Genomic DNA, 14,618 nt, shown 5'->3' with positions numbered 1-14,618 from the left:
CATCGGCGGCGTTGATGCATCCTGTTATAGAGATCGCGGCTGAAGCGGCCTTGAATGGGCCGTTCATCCGGCATTCAGTCGTCGGGCGAGCACCGGTTGCACGTGGGTGGAGCTTGGGGCAAATGACTTGCGGCAAGGCCTTATCCATGACAAAAGGCGTCGAAACAAATGGCCGGGGCCAATGACGACAGCTTTCTATCCGGGGTCTTTCGACCCGATCACGAACGGACATGTTGACGTGCTCGTCCAGGCGCTGAATGTTGCGTCGAAGGTGATCGTCGCGATCGGCATTCATCCCGGCAAGACGCCGCTTTTTTCGTTCGAGGAAAAGGGCGAGCTGATCCGCCAGTCGCTGGCCGAGGTGTTGCCGGAGCGGGCGTCGGATATATCGGTCGTGTCCTTCGATAATCTTGTGGTCGATGCTGCCCGTGCGCATGGCGCGACGCTTCTGATCCGGGGCTTGAGAGATGGTACCGATCTCGATTACGAAATGCAGATGGCGGGCATGAACCGGCAGATGGCGCCGGATATCCAGACCGTTTTTCTGCCCGCCGGCACGGCCTCGCGGCCCATAACCGCCACATTGGTCCGTCAAATCGCAGGCATGGGAGGCGATGTCAGTGCATTCGTGCCTGCCGCCGTCTTGAAAGCCCTTCAATCCAAGCGCAAATCCTAGGCATATTCGCCGAAACGGAGCTCACATGAAACTTTTCTATATTGCATTTGCCGGCGTGCTTTATCTCGCTTCGTTCGTTGGTGACGTTTTCGCCGCCGACACGATGACGATCCAGCTGAAGAGCGGCCCCGTCGTGATTGAGCTCGCGCCTGATGTCGCGCCGAAGCATGTCGCCCAGATCGAGGCGCTGGCCAAGAAGGGCGCCTACGACAATGTTGCCTTCCACCGCGTGATTGACGGCTTCATGGCGCAGACCGGCGACGTGCAGTACGGCAACATGGAAAAGGGCTTCGACAAGGGCCAGGTCGGCACCGGCGGTTCGGACATGCCGAACATTCCGGCCGAGTTCTCCAAGACCCCGTTCGTGCGCGGCACGGTCGGCATGGCGCGCTCGCAGGACCCGAATTCGGCCAACTCGCAGTTCTTCATCATGTTCGCTGACGGCTCCTTCCTGAACGGCCAGTACACGGTCGTCGGCAAGGTGATCTCCGGTATGGAGAACGTCGACAAGATCCAGAAGGGCGAAGGCCAGAACGGCGAAGTCAGCAATCCTGACCGCATGGTCAAGGTCACCATCGCCAAGAAGTAAGTTTCAAGACCAGTAGGAGAATAACAATGGCTGAGATCAAGGATCCGGAAAACACCATCATCCTGGAAACCACCAAGGGTAATGTCGTCATCCAGCTTCTGCCTGAAGTGGCGCCCGAGCACGTGGCCCGCATCAAGGAACTCGCACGCGAGAAGGCCTATGACGGCGTCGTGTTCCACCGCGTCATCAACGACTTCATGGCGCAGACCGGCGACGTGAAGTTCGGCAAGAAGGGCGGCGAGAGCTTCAACCCGGGTCGCGCCGGCATGGGCGGTTCCGAGAAGCCTGATCTGAAGGCTGAATTCTCGGCCGTCAGCCACATCCGCGGCACCTGCTCGATGGCCCGTTCGCAGAACCCGAACTCTGCCAACTCGCAGTTCTTCATCTGCTTCACGGATGCTCCCTGGCTGAACAAGCAGTATTCCGTCTGGGGGCAGGTCATCGAAGGCATGGACAACGTCGACAAGATCAAGAAGGGCGAACCGGTCGTCGATCCGGATTCGATCGTCTCGATGCGGGTTGCCGCCGACGTCTGATTGTGATGTTTGCTGGAACCCGCCCTTGCGCGAGAGCGCGGGGCGGGTTTCGCTTTGCCTGGACCAGCCTTCCTGGAACTGCCCTAATGCGCGTAGACCTTTTCGATTTCGAGCTTCCCGATGAGCGGATCGCGCTGCGGCCCGCCGAGCCGCGCGACAGCGCGCGCCTGCTGGTCGTCGATCCCAATGGCGAAACGCAGCTCTCCGACCACCGTGTTTCCGACCTGCCGTCCTTCCTGAAGGCGGGGGATGCGCTTGTTTTCAATGACACCAAGGTCATCCCGGCTCAGCTCGAAGGCATTCGCCACCGCGAGGGTGCGGGCGGCCAGCAGGTTTCGGCGACGCTGCACATGCGGGTCGGCGCCAACCGCTGGAAGGCGTTTGCTAAGCCCGGCAAGCGCATCAAGGTCGGCGACCGGATCGCCTTTGGCCATGGTGGCGAAAGCTGCCTTCTCGGCGCGCTCGACTGCACCGTGGAAGAGAAGGGCGAGGGCGGCGAGGTGACGCTGGCCTTCGATCTGTCGGGCCCGGCGCTCGACGAAGTCATCCATTCCGTCGGCCATATTCCGCTGCCGCCTTATATCGCCGCCAAGCGCGCCGAGGACGAGCGCGACCGCGCCGATTACCAGACCATCTACGCCCGCGAGGACGGCGCTGTCGCAGCACCCACCGCCGGGCTGCATTTCACGCCCGAACTCTTCGCGGCACTCGACAAGGCCGGCATCGAGCGGCATTTCGTGACGCTGCATGTCGGCGCCGGCACCTTCCTGCCGATGAAGGTCGACGACACCGACGACCACAAGATGCATCTCGAAAGCGGCTATGTCAGCGGCGAAACCGCTGCCAAGCTCAATGCCGTGAAGGCGAGGGGTGGGCGGATCGTCTGCGTCGGCACCACCTCGCTGCGGTTGATCGAGAGTGCGGCGCAGGACAGCGGCGAGATCCGCGGCTGGGCGGGCGCCACCGGCATTTTCATTACGCCTGGCTACCGCTTCAAGGCGGTCGATGTGCTGATGACCAACTTCCACCTGCCGCGCTCGACGCTGTTCATGCTGGTCTCGGCCTTTGCCGGCCTGGAGACCATGCATGCGGCCTATGAACATGCCATTTCCACAGGCTACCGCTTTTATTCCTATGGCGATTCCAGCCTTCTTTTCCGGAAAGACTAGATGACCGAGAACTTCCAGTTCACCCTCAAGAAGACCGATGGCGGCGCCCGTCTCGGCGAAGTTTCCATGCCGCGCGGCACGATCCGCACGCCGGCCTTCATGCCCGTCGGCACCGTCGGCACCGTCAAGGCGATGTATCTCGACCAGGTGCGCGAGGGCGGCGCCGATATCATTCTCGGCAATACCTATCACCTGATGCTGCGGCCGACGGCCGAGCGCGTTGCGCGGCTTGGCGGCCTGCACAAGCTGATCCGCTGGGATGGGCCGATCCTGACCGACAGCGGCGGCTTCCAGGTCATGTCGCTCTCTGGTCTACGCAAGCTCGACGAGCAGGGCGTGACCTTCAAGAGCCATGTCGACGGCAGCCTGCACCACATGTCGCCGGAGCGCTCGATCGAGATCCAGGGTTTGCTCGACAGTGATATCCAGATGCAGCTCGATGAATGCGTTGCGCTTCCGGCCGAGCCGCGCGAGATCGAGCGGGCCATGGAGATGTCGCTGCGCTGGGCCGAGCGCTGCAAGGTCGCCTTCGGCAACCAGCCGGGCAAGGCGATGTTCGGCATCGTGCAGGGCGGCGATATTCCGGCTCTGCGCGTGCGCTCGGCCGCAGCGCTTGCCGATCTCAACCTCAAGGGCTACGCGGTCGGCGGTCTTGCCGTCGGCGAACCGCAGGCTGTCATGCTGAAGATGCTTGAGGAGACGCTGCCGGTCCTGCCGACCGAGAAGCCGCGCTATCTCATGGGCGTCGGCACACCCGAGGACATGCTGCGCTCGGTGGCGCGCGGGATCGACATGTTCGACTGCGTGATGCCGACCCGTTCCGGCCGTCACGGCCTGGCCTTCACCCGCCGAGGCAAGGTCAACATCCGCAATGCCCGCCATGCCGAGGATATGCGCCCGCTCGACGAGCAGTCGAACTGCCCGGCGACGCGTGACTACTCGCGTGCCTACCTGCACCACCTCGTGCGCTCCAACGAGGCACTGGGCGGCATGCTGCTTTCCTGGAACAACCTCTCCTACTATCAGGAACTGATGCAGGGGATCCGCAAGGCAATCGCCGAAGGTCGCTTCGCGGACTTCATGGCGGAGACGGAAGCTGAGTGGGCTAAGGGCGATATCGACCCGGTCTAAGGCTCAGATTCCCTTGCTCTCCGTATCCGGCAGGATCTGGACGCCGCCGATCTTGTAGCTGCCATCCGGCTGACGGATGACCTGGTAGATCGCGGTCCAGTCCTTGCCGTCGCGGCCGGAGATCAGCACCTCGTGGTAGATCATCGCGCCGTTGTCGATCGAGCGGCTGCGGCCGAAGGCGTAATTTCCGGGGTGGTAGACCGGCTCGTAGCTCTTCTTGACCATGGCGAAGAAGACGTTCTTGTCGGGATAGACGGCCTTGATACCCGGGGCGGCGTAAGAATACGCAGCTTCCGGATCGTCCTGCAGGAAGGCCTTGATCTGCGCCTCGATCATCGACCGCGTGGTATCCAGCGGGTCTTCCGCGCGCGCTGGAGACAGCGTGAAAATCGCGGTGAGACTGAGGATGAGGACTGCGAAGAAGGCGCGCATCGGCATATCTCCCACTATCCCGTGGCCATAGCCGCCACCCCTTGGATTGTAGGGCTTTCAGCGCGCAAGGAAAGAGGCAATCAGAGCCGGCCGCGTGCGAATATTCGCGAGAGGATCAGGCCGGCTATGAGCACACCTGCGGCGATGAAGATGGTGTCGATGGGAGTGCCGATATAGAGCGGCCCGACATTGGCGAAGAGCAGGAAGGCGACGACGAAGTTCGCCCAGCCCCAGACAACATTCAGTTCCGCCGAGCTCTCGCCGGAACCTGACATCCGCACGAATGGCGTGCGGAACGGCCGGCCACAGACGCCGTTGACGAAGTGCGGAATGCCGTTCGTCATGATGGCGGCGGCAAAGAAGTGAACGATAAAGGCGATCCAGGGCATCGGCGTCTCCAAGATGGTCATCCCCGTGGCGCGACAGGACGTCACGTAACGGGATGAGCCTGAATTCCGGCAGGAACGCGTTGAACTAAGCTCTTGTTCCGTAAGCGGGATCAGATCGTGTGATAGCGGCGATCGAAATAGATCAGCGCTTGGCCACCTTCGTTCTCCTTGATGGCGACCACCTCGCAGATCAGGATGTCGTGGGTGCCGCCATCGGAGACCGACTTCACCTTGCAGTCGAGCGAGATCAGCGCGTCGTCAAGCGCCGGCGCACCTGTTTCCAGCACCGACCAGCTCGCGCCTTCGAACCGTTCCTGCACCGGGGTCTTGCCACCGAAGCGTCGGCTCAGATCCTCGTGGGCGTGCGACAGCGTGTTGACGCAAAGCACGCGGTTGGCGTTGACGGCGGGGTAAGCGGAGGAGCCGCGATTGATGCAGACCAGAAGCGTGGGCGGATCGTCGGTGACGCTGCAGACGGCGGTTGCCGCAAAGCCTGCAAGGCCGGCCGGGCCATCGGAGGTGACGACGTTGACGGCGGCGCCGAGGCGGGCCATGGCGTTGCGGTAGTCCTGCTTGCGCTGGTCGGGAACTGCACCCGTGACAGTCGCGGGCGCCTCCGGGATCATTTTGGCTGATGCTTGCATATCGGGGTCCTAACGGATTTCGGATCTCGCGTCACGAAGGAAGCGCAGCATGGTGTCGTTGAACGTCTTCGCCTCCGTCACGTTGACGGCGTGGGCGCCGAAATCGGTCAGCGCCAGCTCGGCGTTTGGCAGTCCTTCGGCGAGGCGCGCCGATCGGGTGTAGGGGACGAGGAGGTCGTCGCGGGTGGCCATGACGAGTGTGTGGGCCGCGATCTCCGACAGACGGTCGTCAAGATCGAAGGCCCGGAGAGCAGCGATACGACGCAGGATATTGGTCTTGCCCTGGAAATGGGCGATGGCGTGCCGCTCCTCAGCGTCGAGACGCTCGGCATTGTCGGACATCCAGACCGAGGGATAGAGGAAAAGCGGCTGCGCCTTGACGAACATCTCGACGCCGGATTTCTCCAGCAGCTCGATCCTGACATCGAAGCAGCGGCCGGAATGCGGATCCGCCTTGCTCCAGGCGTTGACGAGGATGAGCTGGCCGATCATGTCGGGGCGGCGGAGCGCGATATCGAGCCCGATGAGGCCGCCGAGCGCGTGGCCCATGAAGTCGAAGCGTTCGATGCCGAGTTCCAGCGTGATCTCCAGCACATCATCGGCCATGGCGGCGATGCCGCCCGCCTCGGGCACCTCACCGCCGGTGCGGCCTGTGCCGCGATGATCGTAGGTGATGATGCGGAAATCGGCTGATAGCGCCTCGATCTGCGGCGCCCAGTAGCCGCCCGACCCGCCAAGGCCGGAGGACAGGATGATGGTGCGGGCGCCGGCATGGGTCTGGCCGTGTATGTCGAAATGCATCTTGCTGACTTTACTCACTTCTTGCCGATATGGGCGACGGTCGCGATCTCGACGAGCGCGTCGGGTTTCACCAGGCCGCACTGAACGCAATAGCGGGCCGGCTTGTCGCCAGGGAAATATTCGGCATAGACGGCGTTGACGGCCTGGTAGTTGGCCCAGTCGGTGACGAAGATGTGGTTCATGGTCACGTCTTCCATCGTGCCGCCAGCCGTTTCGATCACCGATTTGATGGTCTCGAGCACATGGCGGGTCTGGGCGCCGGCATCGCCGACATGGACGACATCGTTGTTCTTGTCGAATGGCAGGGTGCCCGAGACGTAGACGATGCCGTCAGCAAGCGTGCCGGGCGAATAAGGTGCGATCGGCTTCTGGGTTCCCTCGGGGACGATGATCGATTTTGGCATGATGTGTCCTCTTCTTTTGCTTTTGATCAGGCTTCGGTGGGCGCTGCTTGTGAGATGACGCCGCAGAAATCATTGACGGTGGCGACCCAGCCGAAGAACTTCTCGACGTTGTAGACGGTCGCCTGCTGGATGAAATCGGGCCCGAGGTGATGGGTCGCGTCCTCAAGCATCACGCCGAAATATTCGAGGTGGAAGGCATCGCGCAGCGAGCTCTCGACGCAGACATTGGTGGCGATGCCAACGAAGACGAGATTGCGGATGCCGCGGGCGCGCAGCACGCTGTCCATGTTGGTGTTGAAGAAGCCGCTGTAACGCGTTTTCGGCACGAGGATGTCGCCGGGCTGCGGTTGCAACTCGTCGACGATCGCGTAGTCCCATGTGCCCTTGGCAAGAAGCTGGCCCTGCAGCTCCGGCCGCTGGCGCATGGTCTTCAGTGCATTCGACTTGTGATAGTTGGGCGAGCCCGGTCCGCCGGCCTCGACATAGTCCTTGTCCCAGCCGTTCTGGAAATAGATGACCTGGACGCCTGCAGCGCGCGCGGCGTCGAGCGTCTTCTTGATGTTGCCGATCGTGCCCTTGGCGCCGGTGATATCGAAGCCGGCGAGGTCGACATAGCCGCCTTCGGTCGAATAGGCGTTCTGCATGTCGACGACGACGACGGCGGTTTCGCTTGGCTTCAGCGTGATCGGCTCGGGGCGGGCGGGGAGGGTGACGCTCTGCGTGCGCTCGCGCGGCGCCTCGTATCCGACAGGTGCGACGCTCATTCGGCAGCCTCCAGCATTTCGGTCACGTGGCGGCGGCTCTTCATCAGCGGCTGGACGTATTTGCCGAACTTCTCGACGCCTTCGACGAAATCGTCGAAGGTCAGCATGACGCCGCCGGTGCCGGGCACGGCGGCCATCTCGTCGAGCATGGCTGCGACCTCCTCATAGGAGCCGATCAGCGTGCCCATGTTGATATTGACCGCCGAGACCGGGTTCGACATGTGGCGAACATTGGTGTCGGAACCGGATTTGGTATCGGCGGCACTCTGCAGGCCGAGCCACTTAATCGCCTCCTCGTCGGCGCCAGCCTTGTAATGCTCCCATTTCGCCCAGGCGTCTTCCGACTTCTCTTCGGCAAGCACCATCGTCAGTACGAAAGAACGCACGTCGCGTCCGGTCTTTGCGGTTGCGTTAAGAAGGCGCTGGTTGGTGGAGGCGAAGGCTGTAGGCGTGTTGACGCCAACGCCGAAGCAGAAACTGTAATCGGCATAGGCGGCGGAGAATGCCATGCCCTTGTCGGACGATCCGGCGCAGATCAGCTTCACGCTTTCAGGAACCGGCTTCATCCGGCAATCATCCATCTGGAAGAACTTGCCCTTGAGATCGGACTGGCCCGTCGTCAAAAGGTCCTTGAGGACGGTCGTGTATTCGCCGAGATATTCGTAACGGTCGCCGAAATAGTCGTCGCCCGGCCACAGGCCCATCTGGCTGTATTCCGGCCGCTGCCAGCCAGTGACGAGATTGACGCCGAAACGACCGCCGGAAATGCTGTCGATCGTGGTCGCCATGCGCGCAACGATTGCCGGCGGCATGACCAGCGTCGCGGCCGTGCCGAAGAGCTTGATCTTCGACGTGACGGCGGCAAGGCCGGCCATCAGCGTGAAGGATTCCAGATTGTAGTCCCAGAATTCCGTCTTGCCGCCGAAACCGCGCAGCTTGATCATCGACAAGGCAAAGTCGAAGCCGTATTTCTCGGCCTTCAGCGTGATCTCCTTGTTGAGCTCGAAGCTCGGCTTGTACTGCGGCGCGTTTTCCGACAGCAGCCAACCATTGTTTCCGATCGGGATGAAAACACCGATTTCCATATCTGCTCTCCTCTTGAGGCAATGGCGCAAAGGATCTGGTTCGGCATTTTCAATGCAGGTGGCGTGCCAGATTGACAAACATCAACGAAATCATGGCGATGCCGTATGATCAGGCTGAATTTATTTATCGTTTGGTCAATTTTTTACCGAACGATAAATTTCCTGCCGAAAAAGCAGACATTGCTGCTCAAATTTTTGGCCGCACTCGATCCTGCCTGAATATTCCGCAGATCCACACAGCCCCGTTGCCACGCACAACCTCGGGACGCGGTCTCACCAAGAAGTAACTTGACTTTTTGATGCCGGATTTGGATATCGGGCAAATCCTTGAAGCGGCTGGCCTTTGCCAGGGCGCACTGTTTTCCACACAGTTGCATTCAGCGCCGGATGGCGCGCCGCAAGCTTCTTATTTTGATTGGGGAGGGCTCGCGGATGAGCACATCGTCGCTGCTGAAACGCTTTGCCGGCTACTACAGGCCGCATCGCGGGCTCTTCGTGCTCGATTTCGGCAGCGCGGTGACTGCGGGCCTCCTGGAGCTTGCCTTTCCCGTCGCCGTCACGATGTTCATCGACAGGCTGCTGCCGACCGGCCAATTGGGCCTGATCGGACTGGCTGCCATCGGGCTGCTTGCGATCTATGTCGTCAACGCCGGGCTGCAGGTGATCGTCACCTATTGGGGCCACATGCTTGGCCTGAAGATAGAGACGGAGATGCGGGCGAGGGCGTTCGATCATCTGCAGAAGCTCTCCTTCTCCTATTTCGACAACCAGAAGACCGGTCATCTCGTGGCGCGACTGACAAAGGATCTCGAAGAGATCGGCGAGGTCGCGCATCACGGGCCGGAGGATATCTTCATCGCCGTGATGACGCTGGTCGGCGCCTTCATTCTGATGTGGTGGGAGCATCCGCCGCTGGCGATCGTGACCGCGCTGATCGTGCCGCTGACGGCCTATGTGACGACGCGCTACGGCCGCCGGATGACCAAGACCTGGCATTCGCTCTATGGACGCGTAGCGGATTTCAACGCCCGCATCGAGGAGACTGTCGGTGGCATTCGCGTCGTCCAGGCCTTCGCCAACGAGGACCACGAGCGCAAGCTCTTCGCCGTCAACAATGCCGGCTATCTCTCGACCAAGCTGCAGGCCTATTGGGCGATGGCGGCTTCGACGTCGCTGTCTTATCTGTCGATGCGTTTCGTGCAGGTGGTCGTGATGCTTGTGGGCGCCTGGTATGTCACCAGAGGTGAACTCTCGGCCGGCGGCTTCGTCGGCTTCCTGCTACTCGTCGGCGTATTCTTCCGGCCGATCGACAAGATCAATTCGGTCATCGAGACCTATCCGAAGGGGATCGCCGGCTTCCAGCGCTATACGGCGTTTCTCGACACCGATCCCGATATCGCCGATATCAAGGACGCCCGCAACATGCCGCGCCTGACCGGCGATATCCGCTACAGCGACGTTCGCTTCGCCTACCAGGCCGGCAAGCCGATCCTCGACGGGCTCGACCTGACCATCAGGGCGGGCGAGACGATCGCCTTCGTCGGACCGTCAGGGGCAGGCAAGACGACCGTCTGTTCGTTGCTGCCGCGGTTTTATGACGTCACCACTGGCGCGATTTCTATTGATGGCGTCGATATCAGAGAGATGACGCTCTCTTCGCTGCGTTCGAGCATCGGTATCGTGCAGCAGGACGTGTTCCTGTTTGCAGGCACCATGCGCGAAAACATCGCCTATGGCAGGCTCGGCGCGACCGAAGCCGACATTCTCGATGCGGCCCGCCGGGCCCGTCTCGACGAAGTGATCGCCGGCCTGCCGGCTGGACTGGACACCATCATCGGCGAGCGCGGCGTCAAGCTTTCCGGCGGCCAGAAGCAGCGGCTCGCGATTGCCCGCATCTTCCTGAAGAACCCGCCGATCCTCATTCTCGATGAGGCGACGTCGGCGCTGGACACGGAGACCGAACGGGCGATCCAGCAATCGTTGGCGGAGCTGTCTCAGGGACGCACGACGCTCGTCATCGCGCACCGGCTGGCGACGATCACCGAGGCGGACCGGATCTGCGTGATCGACAAGGGCAGGGTAGTCGAAGAGGGCAGCCACCGCGACCTGCTGCGGCGCGCAGGCCCTTATCGGCGGCTGCATATGGCGCAGCAGACGAGCGCGCCAGATGACGATGGCGCGCCTGACAAGAAGAAGCTGGCATAAGCTTTGGCGCTGAGATCCTCACCTTAGGTGAGAACCGCAATTCTCTTGTTTAATCCGATGCTTGGCCGGCTATGTTGTTGCAAGGGCAGCCGGCCGAGCACGTCATGACGCTAGAGCAGATAGCTGACCGGCTCGTTGCTAACAGGGTGCGGGAAGACGCCCATTTCGACGCCGAAGACCGACTTCAGCACATCCGACTGGACGATCTCGGCAGGCTTGCCGCGCGCCGAAATCCTGCCGTCATTCAGCGCTACCAGCTCGTCGCAGTAGCGCGCTGCGAGATTGATGTCGTGGAGGACGACGACGATCGTCAGGCCCCGCTCGTGGCTCAGCTCGCGCAGCAGCGACAAGACGCCCGCCTGGTGGGCGAGGTCGAGCGCGGAGGTCGGTTCGTCGAGCAGCAGGCAACTGGCGTTCTGCGCCAGCATCATGGCGATCCAGGCGCGCTGGCGCTCGCCACCCGACATGTTGGCGACAAGACTATCGGCGAAGCGCTCGAGATCGGTCCGCCGGATAGCATCCTCAACCAGATCGCGATCGGCCTGCGTGAAGCGTCCGAGCGTGCCGTGCCACGGAAAACGGCCAAGCGCGACAAGCTCGCGCACCGTCATGCCATCGGTGGCGGGGGTGAACTGTGGCATGTAGGCGATCTCGCGGGCAAAAGCGCGCCCGCCCCAGCTTGCCGCCGGCTTCCCCTGAAGCGCAACGGCGCCCGAGGTGGGATCGACCTGGCGGGCGATGGTCTTCAGGAGCGAGCTCTTGCCGGAACCATTCGGCCCGACAAGCCCATAGACGCGGCCGGCCTCAAGCGTCAGATCGACACCGCGCAGAATATGCTTCTTGCTGGCCTCGTAGTGGATCTGCGACAGGGTGAGGAATTCGGCGGGCATGATGGCATCTCCGGCTACGTACGTATGGCGCCGGACATCCGGATCGCCTGGACGTAAGTGCAAAAGTTCACTGGGGATGTCAACTTATGTGGTGATGGGAATAGGGCGATTATCGGATTGCATCCGTTATCAGCCAACCCGTGGTTTGCTCATCCACTCTAATCTTCGTCCAACTTCCGCTCGTCTCCAACTGCGTCACTGCGGTTTCTTTCTTCAGTGTCGTCAGCACGCGGTAGGTCTTTCCTGGACCTTCTCTGAGGTTCACACCATATCGCGTCATGCTGGCAGGGGCGGGCGTTGAGGCTGACTTCGATGCGGCGGCACTGTCGGCCGCCTGGACAGCAACTGGTTTCTCAGCGCCCAACTCCGGTGGTTCCGCGGCAATTGCTATACCTGATTTGCTCGCCTCTCCACTGGTCTGTAGGCTTGGTGCAATCGACGTGAGATTTTCACTGACAGGGGCAGCAACTGCGTCATCGCTATCGGTAGTCGCTGAGTATCTCGAACCCAGGATAGATGTCCCCAGTACCAACAGCCCCGTGAAAACTACAATGCCAAACAGGGTAAGCAACACAGGCGATCGGCGCCGACGCTCCACGACCGAGGGCGAAGAAGCGACGTCAGGGGGCGGCAAAGCAATCTGTTCCGCCGTCGCCTTTCTCTCCGTGGGTAAGCGTGCAAGAAGCTCGCACGCGGCTCCAAAGGCGGCGGCATTGCCGGTGCGGGAAAACTCCAGGAGTTCGTTCACCCCGCTATCGCTGCGGAAATGAATTACCTCATAGAGACATATGGGAATCTGTTTATTATCCTTGAAGCGTCGGTCTGGCCCTCCGCTTTTGTTGGGATGTTTCCACGTGTGATCGACGATACGAGCGTCGCTGGGGACCGGTCCGTCTTCGATGAACCGCGAATCCTGCCAACGGAGTTCTAGGTCCCGATATGTGATTGCGCCGATACGGCTCCCTTCCTGCATCAGCACCACATCTGGGAGGAAGTACATGACCTGCTTTCCCACGTTGAGCGCAGGCGGCGTCAGATTACTTTTGATGACAGAGGGCAGGGAGTAGGCGAGCGTCGTGGGCCTCTTTTTGACAAGATGAGACGCACCAGCGTTTCGCTTCCAGGCCGTGAGGTTCGTTATCGCCCCGCCAACTTCCACGTGCCACTTTCCGGCGCAGCTACGCAGCGCATCGAACCCTTGCGCAAGCTTGGTGTAGGCCGTTTCCGCGTCACCTTCGAGATCGTAGAAAAGTACGGAACTCCGGCGATAGGAATCGAACCAGGCGCCGACCGCCCAGAGAGGAAGTGCGATCGCCCCGACAACAATTCCTGGACCGCCCGTCACGAGACCCGCGATAGTACCGGCTACAATGCCGACCCAGCAAAGAACGACAGCTAATCTAGCCTGTTGACTTTTCGCATTGATCTCGTCGAGCAACTCGGTGAACGACTCGTCACGCATCAGCATCACGTCGCCGGACTCCACGTCGACCATTGCGACGTCATTTTGCTCGACAAAGTATTCCTGCGTCAGTGCCACCGGAGGCGGAGTACCTACGGGCTTCTTCCGGCCAGCGTTTCCTAGTGACGCTCTGTAATAGAGGCCTCCCGTTCCCGCGTGGACGTAGTGGCCGCGCGGTCCAGTGCCGAGCCTGAGACCTCTAACACCCACCGAAACGCCGACGCCGCTTTTCGAGAAGTTGAACCGGAAAGGGCCTGCCGATACCGACTTGCGAATATAGAACCCCACAGCTGCGCTCCTCAAAGCCGGAACCACCTCCGGGTCAGAGACACTTACAACTGCCTTTGGCGCGATGCAATTCAGGCGGGCATATCAATACGAAGGATGCAGTGCTGGCAGCAACGAGTTGCCGTAGCAATTGTCGCAGGCACTTCGTGATTGCTAGGCGTACCGCAGCTGATCTCCCGGAAGATCGTTGAGCGATGGCGCCCAAGCTTCTCGGCAATGATGTCAACAGTCAGGCCCGCCATGCGCCAGCGGGCGATCTTACGCCGTTCATCCATGTCGATGTGGGAGTAGGTGCGTTTCATTGCAGCTTCCTTGCGAGTGACAACCCATTGGTATCATTCGCAAGTCGCACTTCATTCTTGAACCCACCCCGGCTACAGATAATTATCGCATAAGATAGATTATGGAACAATCAGATGTACACTGATGCGTAAAACTACTGACTCCAAATGCTCAGCAAGCCGCCCGCTGCTTACCTCATCGCTCCCCACCTCGATCACCGCCGCTGCGCAATCCCCTGATCATCTGGCCAATGAGTTTGTGGAGCTGCTCAGGATCGACGTCCAGCCGGCCGGTCAGCAAGCGGCTCCAGGCGAAGCCGGCCAGGAGTTCGATGGTGAGTTCCGGATCGACGTCGGCATTGATCTCGCCTCGGCGCTTCGCGCGGCGCACGAGTTCGGCGGTCTGGTCGATGCGTTCGGCCATATAGGTTCTGAGCGCAGCGGATGTCGTGGCGTCGCTTTGGGCTTCGGCGATGACGAAGCGGAAGATCGAGCCAGCTTCGCTGTCGCGCCAGTAATCGAAGAGCGCGGTGACGAAGGCGAACAGGTCGCCGTCGATCGATCCTGTATCCGGAACCGGCTCGACGCGCTTCTGATCGTGATAGACGTCGAGCAGAAGTGCCGCGCGCGATGACCACCAGCGATAGATCGTCGGCTTTCCGGCGTGCGCGCGCCTGGCGACGGCCTCGATGGAGAAGCCGTTCAATCCCGTCTCACGCAGAATATCGGCGGCCGCCTTCAGGATCGCCTCCTGGCTGGCCGGATTGCGCTGCGCGCCGATCGAGGTGCGTCGCTCGGGCGTCAGTGTCGATGTCATGAAACTCCTCCGTTATTCCTCTCTTTCGTAGCACAACGCAGACTTGAATGAAACG

Annotated in this window: 17 protein-coding genes and 2 pseudogenes; 7 read left to right on the top strand and 12 right to left on the bottom strand. The window is 61.1% G+C overall.

Going from position 1 to position 14,618, the window contains the following annotated elements; genetic code table 11:
* Positions 1-181: 181 nt before the first annotated feature.
* The 5 genes from coaD (at position 182) to tgt (ending at position 4,101) form a co-directional block, all read left to right on the top strand.
* Positions 182-676: a pantetheine-phosphate adenylyltransferase gene (gene coaD / locus ACODTZ_RS12115; protein WP_018902376.1), complete on the top strand. Its 495-nt coding sequence runs from the start codon at positions 182-184 to the stop codon at positions 674-676.
* 25 nt (positions 677-701) lie between these two features.
* Positions 702-1,265, top strand: a complete 564-nt coding sequence (locus tag ACODTZ_RS12110; protein WP_047511972.1) for a peptidylprolyl isomerase — start codon at positions 702-704, stop codon at positions 1,263-1,265.
* A gap of 26 nt (positions 1,266-1,291) precedes the next feature.
* Positions 1,292-1,801: a peptidylprolyl isomerase gene (locus ACODTZ_RS12105; RefSeq protein ID WP_018902378.1), complete on the top strand. Its 510-nt coding sequence runs from the start codon at positions 1,292-1,294 to the stop codon at positions 1,799-1,801.
* Between the two features lie 86 nt (positions 1,802-1,887).
* Positions 1,888-2,970, top strand: coding sequence for a tRNA preQ1(34) S-adenosylmethionine ribosyltransferase-isomerase QueA (gene queA, locus ACODTZ_RS12100; RefSeq protein WP_489025978.1), 1,083 nt, complete (start codon positions 1,888-1,890; stop codon positions 2,968-2,970).
* On the top strand, positions 2,971-4,101 hold the full coding sequence (tgt, locus tag ACODTZ_RS12095) for a tRNA guanosine(34) transglycosylase Tgt (RefSeq protein WP_489025976.1): 1,131 nt from the start codon (positions 2,971-2,973) through the stop codon (positions 4,099-4,101).
* 3 nt (positions 4,102-4,104) lie between these two features.
* On the opposite strand, the gene ACODTZ_RS12090 is transcribed toward tgt, so the two are convergent.
* From ACODTZ_RS12090 to rutA, 7 genes are all read right to left on the bottom strand, one after another.
* Positions 4,105-4,533 carry a DUF4864 domain-containing protein gene (locus ACODTZ_RS12090; RefSeq protein WP_111565065.1) on the bottom strand — a complete coding sequence of 143 codons (429 nt, stop codon included), beginning with the start codon at positions 4,531-4,533 and terminating at the stop codon, positions 4,105-4,107.
* A gap of 80 nt (positions 4,534-4,613) precedes the next feature.
* A complete protein-coding gene (locus tag ACODTZ_RS12085) occupies positions 4,614-4,922 on the bottom strand; it encodes a hypothetical protein (protein ID WP_489025974.1) in 309 nt (102 codons plus the stop codon).
* Positions 4,923-5,032: 110 nt separating this feature from the next.
* Positions 5,033-5,548 (bottom strand): flavin reductase, encoded by a 516-nt coding sequence (locus tag ACODTZ_RS12080; RefSeq protein WP_489026222.1) that lies wholly within the window; start codon positions 5,546-5,548, stop codon positions 5,033-5,035.
* Between the two features lie 27 nt (positions 5,549-5,575).
* A complete protein-coding gene (rutD, locus tag ACODTZ_RS12075; RefSeq protein WP_489025972.1) occupies positions 5,576-6,367 on the bottom strand; it encodes a pyrimidine utilization protein D in 792 nt (263 codons plus the stop codon).
* A 14-nt stretch (positions 6,368-6,381) separates the two neighbouring features.
* The gene (rutC, locus tag ACODTZ_RS12070; RefSeq protein WP_018902385.1) at positions 6,382-6,771 is read right to left on the bottom strand and encodes a pyrimidine utilization protein C; all 390 of its coding nucleotides are present in this window, start codon (positions 6,769-6,771) and stop codon (positions 6,382-6,384) included.
* Positions 6,772-6,797: 26 nt separating this feature from the next.
* Complete coding sequence (gene rutB, locus ACODTZ_RS12065; protein ID WP_489025970.1) at positions 6,798-7,535, bottom strand: pyrimidine utilization protein B; 738 nt, start codon at positions 7,533-7,535, stop codon at positions 6,798-6,800.
* The gene (gene rutA / locus ACODTZ_RS12060) at positions 7,532-8,620 is read right to left on the bottom strand and encodes a pyrimidine utilization protein A (RefSeq protein ID WP_047511950.1); all 1,089 of its coding nucleotides are present in this window, start codon (positions 8,618-8,620) and stop codon (positions 7,532-7,534) included. The genes rutB and rutA overlap by 4 nt, the downstream gene beginning before the upstream one ends.
* Positions 8,621-8,691: 71 nt before the next feature.
* Here rutA and ACODTZ_RS12055 point away from each other — a divergent pair, with 71 nt between their 5' ends.
* A complete protein-coding gene (locus tag ACODTZ_RS12055) occupies positions 8,692-8,907 on the top strand; it encodes a hypothetical protein (RefSeq protein ID WP_489025968.1) in 216 nt (71 codons plus the stop codon).
* A gap of 145 nt (positions 8,908-9,052) precedes the next feature.
* Complete coding sequence (locus ACODTZ_RS12050) at positions 9,053-10,825, top strand: ABC transporter ATP-binding protein (RefSeq protein WP_489025966.1); 1,773 nt, start codon at positions 9,053-9,055, stop codon at positions 10,823-10,825.
* A gap of 110 nt (positions 10,826-10,935) precedes the next feature.
* Here ACODTZ_RS12050 and ACODTZ_RS12045 read toward each other — a convergent pair whose 3' ends face one another.
* The 5 genes and pseudogenes from ACODTZ_RS12045 to ACODTZ_RS12025 form a co-directional block, all read right to left on the bottom strand.
* Entirely contained in the window at positions 10,936-11,715 is a 780-nt protein-coding gene (locus tag ACODTZ_RS12045) for an ABC transporter ATP-binding protein (protein ID WP_112983321.1), read from the bottom strand.
* Positions 11,716-11,824: 109 nt separating this feature from the next.
* Complete coding sequence (locus ACODTZ_RS12040; protein WP_489026220.1) at positions 11,825-13,255, bottom strand: SH3 domain-containing protein; 1,431 nt, start codon at positions 13,253-13,255, stop codon at positions 11,825-11,827.
* 63 nt (positions 13,256-13,318) lie between these two features.
* Positions 13,319-13,465, bottom strand: a pseudogene (locus ACODTZ_RS12035) (DUF4236 domain-containing protein); the annotation flags it as partial.
* A gap of 137 nt (positions 13,466-13,602) precedes the next feature.
* Positions 13,603-13,767, bottom strand: a pseudogene (locus ACODTZ_RS12030) (helix-turn-helix domain-containing protein); the annotation flags it as partial.
* 175 nt (positions 13,768-13,942) lie between these two features.
* A complete protein-coding gene (locus ACODTZ_RS12025) occupies positions 13,943-14,563 on the bottom strand; it encodes a TetR/AcrR family transcriptional regulator (RefSeq protein WP_489025964.1) in 621 nt (206 codons plus the stop codon).
* Positions 14,564-14,618 lie beyond the last annotated feature (55 nt).

The organism is Rhizobium sp. FG113, from assembly GCF_057809895.1.
This window is presented reverse-complemented; position numbering and strand designations above follow the sequence as displayed.

Bases quoted from the DNA above. Each gene is read 5' to 3' on its own strand.
- coaD (WP_018902376.1), top strand. From the start codon at position 182: ATGACGACAGCTTTCTATCCGGGGTCTTTCGACCCGATCACGAACGGA.
- ACODTZ_RS12110 (WP_047511972.1), top strand. From the start codon at position 702: ATGAAACTTTTCTATATTGCATTTGCCGGCGTGCTTTATCTCGCTTCG.
- ACODTZ_RS12105 (WP_018902378.1), top strand. From the start codon at position 1,292: ATGGCTGAGATCAAGGATCCGGAAAACACCATCATCCTGGAAACCACC.
- queA (WP_489025978.1), top strand. From the start codon at position 1,888: ATGCGCGTAGACCTTTTCGATTTCGAGCTTCCCGATGAGCGGATCGCG.
- tgt (WP_489025976.1), top strand. From the start codon at position 2,971: ATGACCGAGAACTTCCAGTTCACCCTCAAGAAGACCGATGGCGGCGCC.
- ACODTZ_RS12090 (WP_111565065.1), bottom strand. From the start codon at position 4,533: ATGCGCGCCTTCTTCGCAGTCCTCATCCTCAGTCTCACCGCGATTTTC.
- ACODTZ_RS12085 (WP_489025974.1), bottom strand. From the start codon at position 4,922: ATGCCCTGGATCGCCTTTATCGTTCACTTCTTTGCCGCCGCCATCATG.
- ACODTZ_RS12080 (WP_489026222.1), bottom strand. From the start codon at position 5,548: ATGATCCCGGAGGCGCCCGCGACTGTCACGGGTGCAGTTCCCGACCAG.
- rutD (WP_489025972.1), bottom strand. From the start codon at position 6,367: ATGCATTTCGACATACACGGCCAGACCCATGCCGGCGCCCGCACCATC.
- rutC (WP_018902385.1), bottom strand. From the start codon at position 6,771: ATGCCAAAATCGATCATCGTCCCCGAGGGAACCCAGAAGCCGATCGCA.
- rutB (WP_489025970.1), bottom strand. From the start codon at position 7,535: ATGAGCGTCGCACCTGTCGGATACGAGGCGCCGCGCGAGCGCACGCAG.
- rutA (WP_047511950.1), bottom strand. From the start codon at position 8,620: ATGGAAATCGGTGTTTTCATCCCGATCGGAAACAATGGTTGGCTGCTG.
- ACODTZ_RS12050 (WP_489025966.1), top strand. From the start codon at position 9,053: ATGAGCACATCGTCGCTGCTGAAACGCTTTGCCGGCTACTACAGGCCG.
- ACODTZ_RS12045 (WP_112983321.1), bottom strand. From the start codon at position 11,715: ATGCCCGCCGAATTCCTCACCCTGTCGCAGATCCACTACGAGGCCAGC.
- ACODTZ_RS12025 (WP_489025964.1), bottom strand. From the start codon at position 14,563: ATGACATCGACACTGACGCCCGAGCGACGCACCTCGATCGGCGCGCAG.